The following is an 18,041-nucleotide window of genomic DNA, read 5'->3' on the forward strand; positions in this document are numbered from 1 at the left end:
TTCCCCTTTCCATGAGTACCCTCACGCTCCCCCGCACGACCCTCGCTCCCGGTATCGTTCCCGATCTGCCGGAAGCCGAGCGCAAGCCGCTCACCAAAAAGGACACCGCCGCCGATCACCCCACGTGGTGCCCCGGCTGCGGCGATTTTTCCGTCCTCGCGCTCTACTACAAGATCATTGAGAAGCGGAAAATCTGGCACGAGAAGATCTGCACCATTGCCGGCATCGGCTGCTCCTCGCGCTTTCCCTATTTCGTGCAGGCCCACGGCGCGCACTTCATCCATGGCCGCGCGCTCGCCTTCGCCAGCGGGGTGTCGCTCTCCCGCCCCGATCTCCACGTCTTCGTCTTTGGCGGGGATGGCGACGCCTTTTCCATCGGTGGCAATCACTTCAACCACACCGCGCGCAAGAATGTGAAGCTGACCTATGTGGTGATGGACAACCACGTCTACGGCCTCACCAAAAAACAGACCTCGCCCACTTCACCCATCGGCTTCAAATCCAAGACCGACGTCTGGGGCTCGACCGACCGGCCGATCAATCCGATGAAGCAGGCCATCGCCGCCGGCGCGACCTTCGTCGCCCGCAGCACCGCGACGAATATCCCGCATCTCCTCAAGTGCATGGAAGCGGCCATGGATCACGACGGCTTTTCCTTCATCGAGTGCCTCAGCGAGTGCATCGAATTCTATCCCGGCGCCTTCGACGGTGCCAACCCGCGCAAGGGCGGCAGCTTTCCCGAAGTGCCCGTCGAGCATGACGTCACCGACGAATACGCCGCTTACAAGCTCGCCGACGCCGAAGGCCCCGGCGTCTTCGGCATCTTCTATCAGGTGAAGCGCCCGACCAAAAACGCCAACGAAGCAAAGCTCATCGCCGAGCACCGCAGCAAAGTCGAAGGCCTCGCCGACTGGCAGATCCTGAAGAAGAGCTTCGACCGGATGAAGTAGCGGCGCGACGCGCCCGCGGAATGTCCTCGTAGTTCGCTCACGGCGATTGCGCCCCGCGCGCGACCCCGCTAGTTTCTGGCTCTTTTCCAATTCATGAGCCAGGACTTCCGTCACATTCATTTCATCGGCATTTGTGGCACCGCGATGGGCGCCGTCGCCGCCGCGATGCGCGAGCAGGGTTACACCGTCACCGGCTCCGATGCCGCGGTCTATCCGCCGATGAGCACGTTCCTCGAGAGCAAGGGCATCAAGCTGAGCGAAGGCTACAAGCCGGAAAACCTGCCCGCCGATGCCGATCTCATCGTCGTCGGCAACGCCATCTCGCGCGGCAACCCGGAGATCGAGGCCGTGCTCAACCGCAAGCTCTACTATCTCTCCCTGCCGGAAACGCTGAAGCAATTCTTCCTGCGCGGGCGGCACAACCTGGTGGTCACCGGCACGCACGGCAAGACGACCACGACTTCGATGCTCACCTGGATCCTGCAAAGCGCCGGCTTGAACCCCGCCTACATGATCGGCGGCATCGCCAAGAATCTCGGCCAGGGCTCCAGCCTGCACGATTCCAAGCACGTCGTCCTCGAGGGCGATGAATACGACACCGCTTTCTTCGACAAGCGCTCCAAGTTTCTCCACTACCTGCCGGAGCTTGTCGTCGTGAACAACATCGAGTTCGACCACGCGGACATCTTCGACGATCTCGACGCGATCAAGCTCAGCTTCCGCCGCATGCTCAACATCGTGCCGGAAAACGGCATGGTGCTGATCAACGGCGACGACCAGAATTGCATAGATGTCGCGGAGAAGTGCCGCGCGCAGCTCGTGGAAGTCGGCTTCTCGCCCAACGCCTCGCGGCATATCCGCGACGTGACCTACGATCCGCACGGCTCCCAGTTTACCCTGCTCGACACCCGCTTCACTCTCCAACTCGTGGGCGAATTCAACGTGCGCAATGCCGCCATGGCGATCAGCGCGGCGCATTTCTATGGCGTGCCGCTGGACAAGATCGCCGAGGCCATGGCCGCGTTCGAAGGCGTGAAGCGCAGGCAGGAAGTGCGTGGCGAAGTGCGCGGCATCACCATCATGGATGACTTTGGTCATCACCCCACGGCCATCCGCGAGACCTTGCGCGGCCTGCGGCACCAATACCCGGGCCGGCGCCTTTGGGCCATCTTCGAGCCGCGCTCCAACACTACGCGACGCGCCATCTTTCAGCACGAGCTTCCCGCCGCTCTTGCGGAAGCCGACGGTGCCATCCTCGCACAAGTGGCCCGAATGGACCAACTCGCGGAGGACAATCGTCTCGACCCGGCGCAAGTCGTCGCCGACATCGCCGCCGCCGGCAAACCCGCCTTCTACGAGCCCGACGTCACCGCGATCATCGCCCGGCTCAAGCCGCTGGTGAAAGAACCCGACGTGATTGTCATCCTGAGCAACGGCGGCTTCGGCGGCATTCACGAGCGCCTGCTGAAGGAACTGTGAGCCATCGCGCCCACGACTATCGCCATCTCGTCGAGCGCTGGCGTACCGTGGCCCGCAAGTCGGGAGTGCCTTTGCGGCGCCTGGTGCGGGCGGACGGTTACGAGCACTTCTATCTGCGTACTCCGGCGCTCGCGCAGACGGGCGGCATCTATTTTTCGGCGGGCATTCACGGCGACGAAGCGGCCGCTACGGAAGCCCTGATCACCTGGGCCGAACAGCAGGGAAAGAAGCTGCGCCATCTCCCCCTGTTGTTGCTGCCCTGCCTGAACCCTTGGGGCCTCGTGCAGAATATTCGCCTGAACCGGCAAGGCGCGGACCTCAATCGCGGCTTTGACCGCACCGACTTGCCAGTGGTCGAAGCGGTGAAGCGAGTGGTGGCGGGCCATCAGTTTGAGGCCTCCGTGATGCTGCACGAGGACTACGACGGACAGGGGATCTACCTCTACGAGATTCAGCGCGTACAACCCCACTGGGGCGAGGCTTTGCTCAAGGCGGCCCGGAAGCATCTTCCCACCGACCCGCGCATCTGGATCGATGGACGCAAGACGGCGAAGGGCATTCACCGCCGCCGCATCGACAAGAAGCGCTTTGAGCAGATCGGCTATCCCGAGGCGGTCTGGTTGCATTTCGAGCACTCCGAGCGCACGTTCACCGTAGAGACACCGTCGGAATTCGCCCTGGAGCGACGCGTGGCCGCGCACATCGCCGTGATCGAGGAAGTCGTGCTCCGCGTCGTAGGCTAGGTAGTGTTCCCGAATTGCGAGCCGGAGGGCCAAAGGCCCGCCCACAAGCCATACTCGTTGCCCGCCTCTTCACGGGCGGCGATCACCGATTAGGTGGTGCCGCAGCCCCTGTTGGAGGCACTCCGAGTGAAATTTTCCGCAATGGACCCAACAGAGCCAATGGAGCAATGCACTTTTTGCGCGGAGTCATGCGACACTTCTGCGCATGAAATCAGAGGAATCCCACTCCGCTCGCAATGGCCAGATCGCCCACCTCCCAACGTTCATCCGCCAGGAACTCAATGAACGTCTCGCCACCGGCGAACGCAGCCAGCGCCTCGTAAATCCTCGATTGCCTGCCCGATGCCGGAGGCATCCCAGCGCAGATAGCCGGTGGTTGAGCGAAGCGACACCACCGGAAATGATGCAGGAGGCGGCTCACCCCAGAGGGGTGGCAGCCATTACTCGAATCAAGGTAAATCAAGCCAATCAAGGTGCGAGAAAATCGGCAGTATTACTGGAAACCCCTGCCCCGCGGCCGATACAAATCAAGGAGTCTCGGGCGAAGAAAAGGAAGCGGATTTAAGGTGCCTTAAGCCCTCTTAAGCCGATTTAAGGCGCGAGTTTTTTTTGCGCAGGCCCAACCGGCATTCAGAACCCGACGAGGAGACCCGCCAAGTAGGACGGACGTGGCTCGCAGGTGTAGGGCGCGTGTCCCCACGCGCCGGGCTGACGCTGCGAACCTGGTTCACTCCCGGCGCGTGGGGACACGCGCCCTGAACCCCAGCGCCGCGGACCGTTCGTGAACACGACCTACCGTGCGAGGCGGTACAGGACCATCGGCTTGCCGCCGAAGAGCGTGGCCGGGTCGCTCGCCGCCACGAAGGCGGCCAGGTGCTCCGTCGAATCGGTGAGGAGAACGTCTTCACTGTTTTTATGCGTCTTCACCGTGCCGCGCAGCTTGCCGGACTTGATGGCTTGAGCGAGCACGCTGGAGTTCACCAGCCACACGCGGATGTCGCCGGCCCAACTGACCTCATAGCGCGCGAAGCTATAGAGCGAGGCCTTCTCCTTGCCATTGTCGGAGCCGAGCTCGATGAAGCTCATGTAATCACGTCCGCCCAAGTGGGTGGTCAGGACACGATAGGCTTCCCCCTTCAAGCCACCATCCTTGCGATGCTCGATGTCGAGGACCTCCAGCCATGGGGTGGAGCGGGCCTTTCCATTGGCCCCGGCTTTGGCGCCACGATAGTGAAAATGCCAACCGCTCAGGTCGTCGTCCTTCTTGTCGCGCCGCGCCACGTAGATGCCCTCGAGTCTTGCATCGATGGTCGAAGTCGCGGGTGTGGAAAGGGGGTTCTTCGACTCAGGCAGGCAACCGGCGAAAAGCAGGGTAGCGGCGGCGAGCAGTGTGGGGAGCAGGCGGATGTTCATCAGGATGTGGGTGTGATCGGTGCGAATGTCTCTCACCGTGTTTAGTATTACGTTCGCAGGGGGGCGAATCTTGCAGATTTTTGCGTGGACCGAACGGCGGAGATCCTAAAGCAGCTCAGGATAGTGAGCGCGCGCGACTTCCTCGCACTTCGCCAGGATGGCGGAAGCTGTGTCGAGCGGTTTGATGTCCTCGATCAACTGGAGGCAGGCAGCGATATCCAGCGCCTGCACGGCCCGTTTCACCCGCGGCACCAGCGCCGCGCCCGTGCTCAGTTCATCGACGCCCAACCCCAGCAGCAGTGGCGTGAGCACGATATCCCCGCCCATTTCCCCGCACACGCCGACCCACAGATTGTGCGCGTGCGCGGCATCGACCGTCATGCGAATGAGCCGGATGATCGCCGGGTGCGTGGGCTCGTAGAGATGCGCGATGTGCTCATTCAGACGATCGACGGCGATCGAATACTGGATGAGATCGTTCGTTCCGATGCTAAAGAAATCGACCTCGCGCGCCAGGATGTCCGCAGAGATGGCGGCACTGGGAATCTCGATCATGGCTCCGACTTCGAGATCCTCCTTGAACGGTTTGCCTTCCGCGCGCAACTCCGCGCGGCATTCCTCGAGGATCACATTCGCCCGTCGCAATTCATCGACTCCGGAGATCATGGGATACATGATCTTCACGTTGCCCACCGCGCTGGCGCGCAGGATCGCGCGGAGCTGCACCTTGAAGATATCCACCCGCTCGAGGCAAAACCGGATCGCCCGCCAGCCGAGGAAAGGATTGAGCTCCTCGGGCATGTGCAGCGCGCTCATGAACTTGTCGCCGCCCAAGTCGAGCGTGCGGATGATCGTGCTGTGTGGCAGGACGCTCTCGGCCACCTTGCGGTAGGCTTGATATTGGTCCTCCTCGCTCGGGAGCTCGGATTTGCCGAGATAGAAGAATTCCGTGCGATACAGGCCCACGCCCTCGGCGCCGCTCTGCTTCACCTGTTCGAGATCCTCGGGCAACTCGATGTTCGCGGACAGGATGACGTGCCGGCCATCCAGCGTCGTCGAGATCGTTTCCCGCAGTTGCGTGAGCTTCTCCTCGACCTCCGTCTTCTTGACCTCCAGCTCGCCATATTCCCACAGCGTCTGGTCGCTGGGGTTGACGATGACGAGCCCGTTGTAGCCATCGAGCAGGATGTGATCGCCGGTGGCGATCTGATGACTGGCGTCGTGCAAGCCGACCACGGCCGGGATATTCAGCGACCGCGCCATGATCGCGGTGTGCGAAGTCTTGCTGCCGACATCGGTGCCGAAGCCGAGCACGAGCTGCCGGTTGAGCTGCGCGGTGTCCGACGGGGCGAGATTGTGCGCCATCAGGATGTGCGGCGTGGTCACACTCGCCAGGTCGCGGCTCTCCTTGCCCATCAGATTGCGCACCACGCGCCGGGTCACATCGTGAATATCGAGCGCGCGTTCGCGGAGATAAGGGTCATCAATCTCGCTGAGCGTCTTCGCGTAGCGACCGGCGACACTCTGGAAGACGTGCTCCACATCGGTCTTGTCCCGCGCCAGCGTGCGCAACACTTCATCGATCAACGTGCGGTCTTCCACCACCAGCAGATGCGCGTCAAAGATGCCCGCGTCCTTGGCGCCGATGGACTCGGCGATGCGATGCTGCATTTCCAGGATCTGCGTGCGCGTGGCGATCAGCGCCGTTTCAAAACGCGCGATTTCCTCGGGGATCTCGCTTTCCTCGATCTTCCGCAGCACCGGCGCCTCGGCCTCCGGCCGATAGGCAAAGATGGTGCCCCGCGCGATGCCCGGAGAGACGCCGACGCCTTGAAAGCGTCTTTCCTGGCTGGGGCCGGCGGCGTCACTGCTCATGGGAGGAGGATGAGCGGAAAAATCGCGCTGCCGTCAATCCTCATCGAATTTGCGACGAATGATTTCCTCGATTTCGGCGAGCGCCTTGTCTCCATCGGGGCCCTCGCAGGTGATGAGCAACTTCGATCCCTGGCCAGCCGCGAGCATCATGAGGCCCATGATACTCTTGCCGTTCACTCGCTCGCCGTCCTTTTCAACCCAGACTTCGCATTTGAAGCGGCTCGCCGTCTTGACGAACATGGCCGAGGGACGGGCATGCAAGCCGAGCCGGTTCACAATGATCAGCTCTTTGGCGGGTTTGGACTGGGAGGCGGTATCGGGTTTGCGGCTCAGTAGGCCCATTATTGCTCTTTCTTCTTTTGCATGATGTTCAGCAGGCGTTGATTGAATTCCACCGCGCTGTTCTGGCCCATACTCTTGAGTTTCTGGTCCAGCGCAGCCACTTCCACGAGGCGGGCCAAGTCGCGGCCCGTTCTCACAGGAATGGTGACGTGTGGGATCAGGATCTCGAGGAGCTCGAAAAACTGCTGATCCAAGCCGATTCTATCGACGTCTTCCAGTTCCTGCCAATCCTTTAGTGTCACGATCAAATCCAGCCGCTTTTCGTGGCGCACCGAGCCGATGCCAAAGATGGACATGACATTGATGACCCCCAGGCCGCGGATTTCCATGTGATGCCGGGTGAGATCGGGCGACGTTCCCACCAATTCGCGGCCCTCCAGGGCGCGGAAACGCGTCATATCGTCGCTCACCAGGCTGTGCCCGCGCTCGATCAGGCCGAGCACGCACTCGCTCTTCCCGATGCCGCTGGAGCCCCGGATGAGGGTGCCCACGCCCATGATGTCCATCATGCTGCCGTATTCACTCTTGGTCGGGGCGAAGTCGAACTCCAGGGCCAGCGTCGCGGCATTGATGAATTTCATCGTCACCATCGGCGTGCGAAAGAGGGCTACGCCGGCAGATTCCGCCTCTTCGATCAGGGTCGCAGGCACCTTGGCGCTGCGGGACACCACCAGGCAGGGTATATGGCGCGCACAGAGGGCCTTGCACCGGGCTCGAGCTTCTCCTTCGGCGAGGCTCTTCAAGTAAGAGAGCTCCGCGCTGCCGAGCACCTGGATGCGGCGGTCGGCGAAGTAGCTGAAGAAGCCGGAGAGGGCGAGCCCAGGCCGATTGATCGTGGGCTCGCGAATGCGCCGGTCGAAGCCCACCGTGGGCCCGATGAGCTTCATCTGTAGCGACTCCGAGTGGCGCGTATAGAATTCGCCTACGGACAGGTTGGGATGTTTGATGTCCGGAGAGTTCATCAGTGGCTCACTGTAGTCCTCCGGTGAAACAGGTCGGAAGCCGAAAATGGCCCGGAAGGCTCGTTTCGGCGTAGCGCGGGGGCGTCAGGGAAGAAAAAATTAAGGCACGATTAGGCACGATCAAGCACGACTGGAGGCGATTTACTCTGGAGAGAGAGGTTTCCCAGAGGGGTGGTGCGATAGGCAATGGGCAGGCGATCATGGGGCCGATAGATCCTTTTCAAAGGTCGGAACTACCCGGAACTGGGCGGTGCGCCGACCGCGGCAGGGCGGGACCTCCGGCATCCGGGCAGTACACCGCTTAAAAATCGATTTCATCTCACGTCTCATCATCTGAAGCATTCTCTCGCATCGCACGCCACCGCGGAAGCATCGCCAACCCTTCCGCGACCTCACACCTTTACCATCACGCGCAGTGTAGCACGTAAGTATGCTGGTGTCAAGTAAAAAGAGCCGAATCTCCCCATCAAGCGTGCGCCAAATAGTCGATCACCTCACCGCACTGCGGGTTGTCGAGCACGGCGTCGCAGCAGGCGCTTTCCACGATCTCCCCTACCCCGTCGCGGAGGCAGACGCAGGCGATCCAGTCGGTGAGACGGCGGGCCTGGGTGACGTTGTGCGTGACGATGACGATGGTATGCCGCTCCTTCAAGCGCACGATGAGTTCCTCGATGGCCTGGGTGGATTTCGGGTCGAGAGCGCTGGTCGGCTCATCCATGAGGATGATTTCCGACTTCACCGCGAGCGTCCGGGCGAGGCAAAGGCGTTGCTGCTGCCCCACGGAGAGCGTCGTCGCGGGCTGGTGGAGCCGGTCCTTCACTTCCGTCCAGAGGGCGGATTCCGTGAGAGCGAATTCGATCAACTCGGCGCGGTCTCCGCGGGAAAGCCGGCGCAGGCGTTTGGCCCCGAAAAGGACGTTTTCCGCGATGGTCGTGGGAAAGACCACCGGCTGCTGGAAGAGCATGCCGACCTTTTCGCGCAAGGCATTCACATCGGTCCCCGGCGCGTAGATGGACTGGCCTTTCAAGTGCACATCGCCGCGCACGCTCAGGCCGGGAATCAAATCGGTGAGCCGGTTCAGCGCCCGCAGCAGGGTGCTCTTGCCCGCGCCGGAAGGCCCGATGAGACCGAAGACCTGGCCAGGCCGCACGGCGAAGTTGACGTGGCGGATGAGCGCGCGGCCTTTGGCCAGCACTTCCAGTCCACGAGCTTCGAGGATGGGGGCAATATCGGTCGCGACGAGTGGCGGGCAGCAATCAGACATCGGCTTCTTCGTGCAGTTTGAGGCGGCTGGGCAGCGCGATCACGCTCAGAATGAGCACCAGCGCGAGGAGGACGAGCGCCGCGCCCCAGAGCTTCGAGCCCACGCTGGGATCGAAGGAGTCCTGCGCTAATATGAAGATGTGATAGGGCAGCGAGAGCACGGGGCTTTCCTTGATCCCCTTGGGCAGCGTCGCGCCGGCGAAGATCGTGGCGGTGAACATGATGGGCGCGACTTCCCCCGCCGCCCGCGCCAGCCCGAGCAGCGAGCCGGTGATGAGACCGCCCCACGCCTGTGGGAGCAGCACGGACCAGACGATCTGCGCCCTGTTCAAGCCGAGCGCGGCAGCGGCTTCGACGTATTTCGCCGGGATCGCCTTGAGCCGTTCCAGGAGCGACACGGTCACCGTGGGCAGCATCGAGAGGGCGAGCACGAGGCCACCGGCGAGCCACGATTTTCCCCAGCCGCACCACTGCACGAAGACGACGAACCCGAAGATGCCAAAGACAATGCTCGGCGCACCATTGAGCGTGTAGAGTACGGTGCGCAACGCGCGGCGCGCGCCTTCCCCACGCAGCCACACCCGCTCCACGAGCGCGAGGCCGATGGCCAGCGGCGCGCACGCCGCGAAGGCCGTGGCGAGCAGGATCAAGGTGCCGACCAGGTTCCAGAAGATGCCGCCCGCCGCACCGACCAGTCGAATTTGTTCGGTGAGAAACTGCCAGTTCACCGCGGGACCACCACGCTGGGCGATGATTCCCACCAAGCCGACGAGCAACCCCACGGCGATGAACGCGCAGAGACCGGCAACGGCGGCGAGGGCGAAATCGAGCAGCTTACGCATCGGAACGCTTTCCAAATCCGGTGCCGAGTAGCGTCACGCCACCGGTCATTGCGAGGAGTATGAGGGCGAGCCCAACGATTGCGCCCCAGTGGAGTGAATCGCCGTAGGCAATGTTCACCTCCGAGCCACCGAGCTTGCTGGTGATGGTCTGCCCGGCCTCGAGCCACGCCCGAAGCGAGAGCCAGTGCTCGGGCAGATGGTTGTCCTGCCGCCCGACGACGAGGAAGACCGCGATCGTCTCGCCGAGCGCGCGTCCCAGGGCGAGCAGCAGCGCCGAGCCGAGTCCGCGTTTCGCCTGGGGGATGGCGATGGTGAGGATCGTCTCCGCGCGCGTCAGTCCCAAGCTGCGCGCCGCGCGCCGCTGCGCCGCCGGCACCCCGCGCAAGGCATCGTCGCTGAGGGTCACAATCGTCGGCAGGATCATGACCGCAAGCAGCACGCCGGCGGTGAGGAGCGTATCGCCGCTGAGCGGCTCGAACTTCGCGAAGACATCATAGACCCAATTGCGCAGCAGCAGAATCCCCAGCAACCCGTAGACGACCGAAGGCACGCCCGCGAGCATCTCGATGAGCACCTTCACGGCGAGCCGCACCCGCCGCGGCAGATACTCGGCGGTGCAAATCGCCGCCCCGAAACCGAGCGGCGCCGCGAGCATGAGGGCGATCACGGCGACGACGACTGTGCCGTAAATCATCGGCAGCGCTCCGAATTGCTTCTGCCGGAAAAACCACTTCGCGCCGGTGAGGTAATTCCAGCCCTCGTGATGCCACACCGGCAGGCTTTGATACGCAAAGATGCCGACGAGCAGCACCACCGCCGCGAGGGCGACGAGGCTGAAGATCCAACTCAGTGCGCGCGTCATGCGGCGTTATTTCAAGTCCTTGAGCCGCATGTAGCCGTGCTTCTGCACCAAATCCTGGCCGCGGTCGCTGAGCAGGAAATCGACGTAGGTTTTGGCTACTCCAGCCGGTTCTCCATTGGTGAGCAAAAGGAGCGAGCGGCTGAGCGGATACTTTTTGTTGGCGATATTTTCGTTGGTCGGCTCCACGACCGTGCCGTCGTCGAGCTTGATGCCGAGGGCGAAGACTTTTTTGCCATCGGCCCACGAAGACGAAAGCTGGGAAAGCGCGCCGCGCGTGGAGCTCACTTTGTTGCGCGTCTCCTCGTTGCCGCCGACCTCAGGAAAGCTCACCTGCGGCGCAGCCTTCGGATTGCCGTAGGCCCAGTGCGCGAAGACCTCCCACGTGCCGCGGCCCGGCTCCTTGTTGAAGAAAGCGATGCGCTGCGCTTTGCCGCCGACGTCCTTCCAATTTGTGATCTTGCTCTCGTAGATGTCCTTGATCTGCTGCTGGGTCAGCGCGTGGACGCCGCCGTCCCACACGTCCTTGGAGACGATGAGCGCCACGGCATCTTCACCGATCTGGATCTCGTGGAACTTCACCGCCGGATATTTCGCCCGGTCGTCGTCGCTCACATGCTTGGAAAGCATGCCGATCTGCATGAGGCCGTCGCCGAGCATCGAGATGCCGCCGGAACTGCCGCCCTGAGTGTCGACCTGGATATCGAGCTGCTGCTCGGCGCGCAGGATTTCCGCAGCCTCGGCGGCGGGGAGATTCACGGTGGTGGAGCCGTTGATCTTGAGCGTCTCCGCAAGAACCAGCTGCGCGGTGAGGAGGAGGGCGAGAAGAGCGGCGGGGAATCTCATGTGGAAATCGGATGACCAAGACGAAGCGTGAAATATGCTTGAGTGCGCTTATAGACAAATACTTTCCGCTCCGCGAAACGTCTTCATTGGGGGTTGGATGTTCGGCGTGGGATGTTGGATGTTTGGCCCGCCATGACATCCCCGCAACGCACCATCCCCGCGCACCGCGCCCGGCATACGCTTTATACGCTGCTCTTCGGGTCCGCCGTGTGCACCGCCATGTTGCTGGTGCGCTTCGCCATCACGGGCAAGATGCGCTATGGCGGGCTCTTCGGGAATTTGCTGCTGGCGTGGATTCCCATGTTGCTGGCGTTGTTCATCTGGCGGATGCCGAGCGGCAAGCGGCGGTGGTTTTGGGTGACCCTGATCCTGTGGATCCTCTTTTATCCGAATGCCTTCTACATCATCACCGACTTCGTCCACCTGAAGAACACCGGGGCATTCCGCTGGTTCGATCTGCTGATGACCATGAGCTTCGCCGCGGGCGGCATGTTCCTGGGCTGCCTGTCGCTTTACCTGCTGCATTTCTTCGTGCGCGAGCGGTTCGGGTGGCGCCTGGGCTGGCTCTTTGCCGGGTGCACGCTGGCGATGGGCTCAGTCGGCATCTACCTCGGCCGCGTGCTGCGCTGGAATAGCTGGGATGTCGTCGCCCGCCCGCTGAAGCTGGCGGAGGACGCGATGAGCCTGGTCGAGCCGCAGAACGCCCGGGAGGCGATGGCCTTTTCAGTGACCTTTTTCTTTTTCTCCCTCGCGGTTTACAGCTTCGTGGTTTCCATGGCGCGACTGCACGAGGGCGAAGCGCCTCCACCCGTCACCGGGCCGTCTTAAACCGCCGAGGCGCGGAGGCGCGGAGAAGCAATTTATGGCACGGGACCGTCTCACCCCTTCATCATCTCCGCGCCTCTGCGCCTCCGCGGTTCAATCCGGCAATTGGTCAAACCGGAAGCTGCAGCAGCCGAAATCCAATACCGGGCCTTCCTTCTTCAGCCGCTCGCGGAAGTCTTTGACAATGAAGTATTCGCGGCGCGTTCCCTCGGGTTTCATATCCACGATGCCCGCCTGCTTGAGCACGCGGAGATGCTTCGAGACATTGTACTGCGAGAGCTTGAGTTCCTCGGCGAGGTCGTTCACGCCATGGCCCTTGGCGAGCAGCGCTTTCACGATCCGCATGCGGGAGCGATCGGCGAGCGCCTTGAGGATGTCCGTGCAGTCCGTTTTCGACATGAGTGGAATGTGCAGCAGGTCGCAGATTTGCTCGACGAAAAAATGCGGACCTGAGAACGTGCCTTTGTGCGCATATGCGCATCACCCTCCCACGCCCATGAACACGGAATCCGAAAAACAATTCTCCCGGCGCAGTTTTCTCCGCGGTGGCGCGCTCGGTGCCGCGGCCGCCACCACCCTCGGCCTTCGTCCCGCGGAAGCGCTCGCCGGGCACGACGGCACGTATTCAAAGACGTCGCCGCCACCGGCGGGCTTTGATTTCACCAAGGGTTCCGGCGCGTTGCAGGCGGACAAGATCGTCGATAGTGCCTGCCAGTTCTGCAATTCCAACTGCCGCCTCAAGGTGCACATCAAGGATGGGCGGATCATCGACGTGCTCGGCGAGGAGGCCGACCCGGTGCAGGCTGGCGGGCTGTGCGTGAAGGCGGAGATGATGACGCAACTGGTCTACAATCGTTTCCGGCTCACGAAGCCGCTCAAGCGCGTGGGCGGGGACAAGGGTTCGGCGGATTCGAAGTTCGAGCCGTGTTCGTGGGAAGAAGCGCTGGACATCATTGCGAAGAAGTTTCTCGCCCTGCGCGATGCGGGCGATGCCAAGGCCATCGCCAACAAGACCTCGGGCCGTCTTCAGCGCGGCACGGGCTCGATCATTGGGCGCTTCTTCACCCTGCTCGGTTCGCCGAACGACACGGACGTGGGCCCGGTCTGCAACGACGCCGGCGGCAATGCGCTCGGCGCGACCTTCGGCATGGGCAATTTCACCAACGGCTACGGCAAGGACGAAAACACCGGCATGGAGGACCTGGGCAGTGCGAAGTATTTCCTCTTCCTCGGGACCAACCAGGCGGAGACGCATCCCGTGACCTTTGCCTACCTGCTGCGCGAGCGGGCGAAGACAAAGGCGAAGTTGGTGGTGATCGATCCCCGCCTCACGCCGACCGGCGCGCAGGCCGATGAATGGATCGCGCCCAAGCCGCACACCGATCTGGCGCTGGCGCTGGCGTTTCTCCAGCACGTGATCGCCCAGAAGCTTTACGATGCGAAGTTTGTCGCGAAATGGGTGCTCGGTTTTGAGGAGCTGAAGAAACACCTGGCCGATCACGGCTACACGCCGGAGTGGGCGGAGAAAGTGACGGGCGTGCCGGCGGCGAAAATCAAGGCCATCGCCGAGGGCTACGCGAAAGCCAGGCCGGCGGCCATCTTTTGCAACGCGGGCATCTCGCACCAACTGGGCGCATTCGACACCTATCGCGCCCTCGCCTTCCTCGCCGCGATCACCGGCAACGTGGGCGTGAACGGCGGGGGCTGCAATTTCATGCACAACACGTGGCCCGGCGGCCTGAACCTGCCGCCGGTCACCGGCGAGACGCCGAAGAAGGACGGCGGGCTGCCCGTGGGGCCGGATTGGTTTGCCGAGTCAATCCTCCATTCGCGGCCCTACCAGCTCAAGGCGATCGTCACCGAGGGCAACCCGCTGATCGGCAGCGCCAACTCGAAGAAAGTGCAAGAAGCATTCAAGGCGCTCGAGTTCTACGTCTTCACGGGGCTCTTCATGGAAGAGGCCGCTTACTACGCGGATATCATCCTGCCCGTGGCCAGCGGCTTCGAGATGGATGGCGTCTACATGCGGCGCGATGACCGCTCGATCCGCTGGCAGCACGCCGCCGTGCCGCGCGTGGGCGGATCGAAAACCGACATTGAGATCTGGATCGAGCTGGGCGCAGCGATGGCGAAGAACGACACCAGGAACAAGCCGGAGTACTGGACCGACAATTTGCGCGCCGAGTGGAAAGACTACGGGAAACTCTGGGCCGAATTCGTGGCGCGCACGCCGGGCGTGGGGGGCATGACGCAGGCCCGCATGGAAAAGCGCGCGGAACCGCTGCGCTGGCCCTGCCCCGACGAGAAGAGCCCGAGCATCTCCACGCTCTATCTCGATCACCCGAGCTGGTACCGCGCCGCAGAGGCGCTCGACCCGAAGAACAAGGGCAAGCGTTTCCTCACCGGAAGCGGCAAGGTGGAACTCTTCACGCCCGAGCTGGATGCGAAGCTAGCCACCGCCGGCCACAACGCGCTGCCGATCTTCTACACCCACCCGGAAGTCACGGGGCAGAATCCGAGCATCGTCTACGACGAGCAGCTCGTGCCGAATCCGGTCAACCCCGGCACCGTCACGCCGAACGTGAAGCTCGGCGGCTTGAGCGATGGCAAGGTGCACGAGGAGTTCCCGCTCATGGGCATGTGCGGCCGGGCCAGCGTCGTGCATTTTGCCGGCGTCACCCAGTGGACTTATGTGGGCAAGCAGATGAACGGCGTGCGGCTCGTGCAGATTCACCCGCGCACTGCGGAAAAATCCGGCATCGCACAGGGCGACAAGATCGTCATCGAAAGTCCGCGAGGCGCCATCAACGGCACGGCGACCATCTGGGAAGGCATCCGCGAGGACACCATCTTCATCCCGAACAGTTTCGGCCCCGCCCAAGCCATGGGCGATGAATTCGGTCTGCCCCGCTACGAGACCGCGAATACGCTCGTCGACGACCGCTATTTCGACAACCTCTCCGGCCAGCAAGCCTACAAGTGCTTCGCCGTGCGGGTGCGGAAGGCGTGAGTTCGAGCGCCTGACGTGCATGATGAGCACGTCGGTGACTTGCGCCGTCCGGCGTTACGAACTCTTCGGCTTCAAGTACTCTGCGTACCGGTCGGGTATCATCCTTTCGGTAATGACGAATAACATGACTATCCTTTCACCCACTCCACCACCAGCGGTTCATCCACCACCAGGCGCTTGCTCATGGTCACGACTGGATCGCAAACAAAGCCGAGGCGTTGGTAGAAGGCGACGACCGAGTGGTTTGAAGTGCGCACGCAAAGATTGATCTTGGGACAGCCGCAACCGCGCAGAATGGCCTCCACGTGTTCCATGATTTGCCGGCCGTAATTGCGTCGCTGGTACTCGGGGGCCACGGCGAGATAGTTGATGCTGCCGCGATGGCCTTCGTAGCCGGCCATGACGGTGGCAATGATTTTCGATCCCAACGTGCCGACCAGGAACAACTCGGGGGTCACCCACAATTTGCGCTCGATATCCGAGCGCGGATTGTTTTGCGGGACGACGAGCCCGCAGCGCATCCAAAGGTGGATGACGTCTGCTTCGTCCGCGGGGTGAAAGGGTCTGATCTCCATCAACATCAACGCATTCTACGCATTCTCATTCCGAAGCACCAGCCTGCCCGGACAGGGAGTAGGGCGATTTTTCACGCTGGGAAGACTGGAGCCGACAGCGCACGGGAAGCGCTCCGCTTTTCGGCCAGCGCAGCCACACGCCTGAGCCGGAGCCATCCGTCAGCGTCGCGGATCGTTGAGCGTGCGCTCGAGGAAATCCAATTCGGCCACAGACGAAGCCTGATTGGTGTAGCGAAGCAGGATCTTCTTCGGCCTGATACCATGGTCGAAGACTTGTTCGCGCGGGATGAGTTGCATCGTCAGGCAGATGGAATCCGCCTCCTCATTGGAAAGATCTTCGACCCGCCTCAGCAATTGGGCACGCCGCGCGGGCAACGGCTCGTCCACCGTCGTCGTCGATACTGAGGCAGGTGCAATGGCGTGGGTGACGACACTGTTCTCTTTCGCGGTCGGCGGCACGGAACTGGGCGGGCGGCGCGATTCATTCGGTATTGTCCGTGGCTGGTTGCGAGCCAACAAACCATCTCCCGACCGGAGATACACCGTTTCTGCATCGCGGGCAGATGGGTGCGAATTCGCACAACTCGCGAGAAGCGCCGCGGAGACAATGAGCAGACTGGCTCTCATGACATCTCCTAGCGAAACATACATCGCTTCTTTTGACGAGGACACAGACGCGGCTTGCACGGCGAGTGGGTGATCCTAAAATCACGCGCATGTTGCTCTTTCGCCCGGTTGCTATCTGTCTGGTCGCCGCGGGCACGGTGGGTGCGCTGGCGGGCGAACCGGGGCAGCCTGTGGCGACGCAGGTGCTGCACAATGTTTTCAAAGTCGACGCGGCACTGTATTCGGGGAATGCACCGGAGGATGAGGCGGCCTTTCGTGAGCTGGCGCGACTGGGGGTGAAGACGATCGTAACGGTGGATGGCACGAAGCCGAACGTGGCGCTGGCGCATCAATATGGGATGCGTTACGTGCACCTGCCTTTCGGCTACGATGGGCTGCCGCAGGCCCGGGGCGTGGAGCTGGCCAGGGCGGTGCAAGTGGCGGAAGCGGAAGGGCCGGTCTACTTGCACTGCCATCATGGGAAGCATCGCTCGCCCACGGCGGCGGCGGTGGTCTGCCGGACGCTGGATGGGTGGACGACAGAGCAAGCGATCGATTTTCTCCACCAAGCGGGGACAGCGCCGGATTACGCGGGACTGTATCGCGACGTGCGGGCATTTCAGCCGCCGCCGGCGACGGAACTGGCGCACATGCGCAGGGATTTTCCGGAGACCGCACAGACTCCGCCGATGGTGGATACGATGGTGGCGATCGATCAGCATTGCGATGCGTTGAAGGCGGCGCAGAAGACGGGCTGGCGCGACGTTCCGGGGCATCCCGGTACATCACCGGCCCAGATGGCGGTGCTGATGTGGGAGCTTTTCCGGGAAGCCGCCCGCGACCCGGAAACCAGAAAGCGCGGGGAGGATTACGCCGCGAAGCTGGCGGAGGGCGAGAAGGCGGCGGATGCCTTGCGCACCGTGCTGGGCGATGCGACACAGGCCGGGGCGGCGCGCGATGGCGCGTTCCAGCAGGTGACACAGACATGCACGGCGTGCCACAAGGCGCATCGGAATTGACGGGCGAGGGGCCAACAATTTTCACGCAAGACACGATTGTCCGCCGGGCGAGGCGCGATAAGATCAACCTATGAAACGCACCAACGCCTTTTCCGCTCTCAGCGCTACTTCGCCCCTGGCTCCGTTTTCGCTCGAACGCCGCGCGCCGTTGCCGGGCGATGTGCAAATCGAAATCCTCTTCTGCGGCGTGTGCCACTCGGACATCCACCAGGCGCGCAACGAATGGCAGAATACCGTCTTCCCCTGCGTGCCCGGGCACGAGATCGTGGGACGCGTGACGAACGTGGGAAGCGCGGTGACGAAGTTCAAGGCGGGCGACCTCGCGGCGGTCGGGTGCATGGTGGATTCGTGCCGCGTCTGCCCGAGCTGCCGGCAGGGCTTCGAGCAGCTTTGCGATCAATTCCCCGTCTTCACCTACAACGGGCCGGACAA

The 18,041-nt window shown here is 62.5% G+C and carries 19 protein-coding genes; 7 read left to right on the forward strand and 12 right to left on the reverse strand.

Translation table 11 applies throughout. The features are described 5' to 3' along the window. Positions 1-11 precede the first annotated feature (11 nt). From ABJF10_RS01170 to ABJF10_RS01180, 3 genes are all read left to right on the forward strand, one after another. Positions 12-950 (forward strand): thiamine pyrophosphate-dependent enzyme, encoded by a 939-nt coding sequence (locus tag ABJF10_RS01170; RefSeq protein WP_348542674.1) that lies wholly within the window; start codon positions 12-14, stop codon positions 948-950. Between the two features lie 93 nt (positions 951-1,043). Further along, positions 1,044-2,429 (forward strand): UDP-N-acetylmuramate:L-alanyl-gamma-D-glutamyl-meso-diaminopimelate ligase, encoded by a 1,386-nt coding sequence (gene mpl, locus ABJF10_RS01175; RefSeq protein WP_348542675.1) that lies wholly within the window; start codon positions 1,044-1,046, stop codon positions 2,427-2,429. Continuing rightward, entirely contained in the window at positions 2,426-3,172 is a 747-nt protein-coding gene (locus tag ABJF10_RS01180) for a succinylglutamate desuccinylase/aspartoacylase family protein (RefSeq protein ID WP_348542676.1), read from the forward strand. The genes mpl and ABJF10_RS01180 overlap by 4 nt, the downstream gene beginning before the upstream one ends. Positions 3,173-3,383: 211 nt before the next feature. Here ABJF10_RS01180 and ABJF10_RS01185 read toward each other — a convergent pair whose 3' ends face one another. From ABJF10_RS01185 to ABJF10_RS01225, 9 genes are all read right to left on the reverse strand, one after another. After that, entirely contained in the window at positions 3,384-3,527 is a 144-nt protein-coding gene (locus ABJF10_RS01185) for a hypothetical protein (protein ID WP_348542677.1), read from the reverse strand. A gap of 437 nt (positions 3,528-3,964) precedes the next feature. After that, a complete protein-coding gene (locus ABJF10_RS01190) occupies positions 3,965-4,621 on the reverse strand; it encodes a hypothetical protein (protein WP_348542678.1) in 657 nt (218 codons plus the stop codon). Positions 4,622-4,690: 69 nt separating this feature from the next. Beyond that, complete coding sequence (gene ptsP / locus ABJF10_RS01195; RefSeq protein WP_348542679.1) at positions 4,691-6,460, reverse strand: phosphoenolpyruvate--protein phosphotransferase; 1,770 nt, start codon at positions 6,458-6,460, stop codon at positions 4,691-4,693. Positions 6,461-6,493: 33 nt separating this feature from the next. Further along, positions 6,494-6,802 carry an HPr family phosphocarrier protein gene (locus ABJF10_RS01200; RefSeq protein WP_348542680.1) on the reverse strand — a complete coding sequence of 103 codons (309 nt, stop codon included), beginning with the start codon at positions 6,800-6,802 and terminating at the stop codon, positions 6,494-6,496. Continuing rightward, positions 6,802-7,764 carry an HPr(Ser) kinase/phosphatase gene (hprK, locus tag ABJF10_RS01205; protein WP_348542681.1) on the reverse strand — a complete coding sequence of 321 codons (963 nt, stop codon included), beginning with the start codon at positions 7,762-7,764 and terminating at the stop codon, positions 6,802-6,804. Before hprK ends, ABJF10_RS01200 begins: the two co-directional genes overlap by 1 nt. A gap of 466 nt (positions 7,765-8,230) precedes the next feature. Next, positions 8,231-9,028: a phosphate ABC transporter ATP-binding protein gene (locus ABJF10_RS01210; protein WP_348542682.1), complete on the reverse strand. Its 798-nt coding sequence runs from the start codon at positions 9,026-9,028 to the stop codon at positions 8,231-8,233. After that, entirely contained in the window at positions 9,021-9,869 is an 849-nt protein-coding gene (locus tag ABJF10_RS01215) for an ABC transporter permease subunit (RefSeq protein WP_348542683.1), read from the reverse strand. The genes ABJF10_RS01210 and ABJF10_RS01215 overlap by 8 nt, the downstream gene beginning before the upstream one ends. Further along, the gene (pstC, locus tag ABJF10_RS01220; protein ID WP_348542684.1) at positions 9,862-10,731 is read right to left on the reverse strand and encodes a phosphate ABC transporter permease subunit PstC; all 870 of its coding nucleotides are present in this window, start codon (positions 10,729-10,731) and stop codon (positions 9,862-9,864) included. Before pstC ends, ABJF10_RS01215 begins: the two co-directional genes overlap by 8 nt. 6 nt (positions 10,732-10,737) lie before the next feature. After that, positions 10,738-11,574, reverse strand: a complete 837-nt coding sequence (locus ABJF10_RS01225) for a phosphate ABC transporter substrate-binding protein (RefSeq protein WP_348542685.1) — start codon at positions 11,572-11,574, stop codon at positions 10,738-10,740. A gap of 132 nt (positions 11,575-11,706) precedes the next feature. Between ABJF10_RS01225 and ABJF10_RS01230 the strand changes: the two genes are divergently transcribed. After that, entirely contained in the window at positions 11,707-12,402 is a 696-nt protein-coding gene (locus ABJF10_RS01230; protein ID WP_348542686.1) for a DUF1361 domain-containing protein, read from the forward strand. A 90-nt stretch (positions 12,403-12,492) separates the two neighbouring features. Here ABJF10_RS01230 and ABJF10_RS01235 read toward each other — a convergent pair whose 3' ends face one another. Further along, on the reverse strand, positions 12,493-12,798 hold the full coding sequence (locus ABJF10_RS01235; RefSeq protein ID WP_348542687.1) for a metalloregulator ArsR/SmtB family transcription factor: 306 nt from the start codon (positions 12,796-12,798) through the stop codon (positions 12,493-12,495). Positions 12,799-12,895: 97 nt separating this feature from the next. On the opposite strand from ABJF10_RS01235, the gene ABJF10_RS01240 reads away from it, so the two are divergent. After that, a complete protein-coding gene (locus tag ABJF10_RS01240; RefSeq protein WP_348542688.1) occupies positions 12,896-15,409 on the forward strand; it encodes a molybdopterin-dependent oxidoreductase in 2,514 nt (837 codons plus the stop codon). A gap of 128 nt (positions 15,410-15,537) precedes the next feature. Here ABJF10_RS01240 and ABJF10_RS01245 read toward each other — a convergent pair whose 3' ends face one another. Beyond that, positions 15,538-15,984, reverse strand: coding sequence for a GNAT family acetyltransferase (locus tag ABJF10_RS01245; RefSeq protein WP_348542689.1), 447 nt, complete (start codon positions 15,982-15,984; stop codon positions 15,538-15,540). 159 nt (positions 15,985-16,143) lie between these two features. After that, positions 16,144-16,443 carry a hypothetical protein gene (locus ABJF10_RS01250; RefSeq protein ID WP_348542690.1) on the reverse strand — a complete coding sequence of 100 codons (300 nt, stop codon included), beginning with the start codon at positions 16,441-16,443 and terminating at the stop codon, positions 16,144-16,146. Between the two features lie 257 nt (positions 16,444-16,700). Between ABJF10_RS01250 and ABJF10_RS01255 the strand changes: the two genes are divergently transcribed. Continuing rightward, positions 16,701-17,609, forward strand: coding sequence for a hypothetical protein (locus ABJF10_RS01255; protein ID WP_348542691.1), 909 nt, complete (start codon positions 16,701-16,703; stop codon positions 17,607-17,609). A 70-nt stretch (positions 17,610-17,679) separates the two neighbouring features. Then, positions 17,680-18,041, forward strand: a 362-nt coding sequence (locus ABJF10_RS01260; protein WP_348542692.1) for an alcohol dehydrogenase catalytic domain-containing protein, incomplete at its 3' end; no start/stop codon positions are given.

Origin of the sequence: Chthoniobacter sp., assembly GCF_040003245.1 — a bacterium.
Classification (GTDB): Bacteria; Verrucomicrobiota; Verrucomicrobiia; order Chthoniobacterales; family Chthoniobacteraceae; genus Chthoniobacter.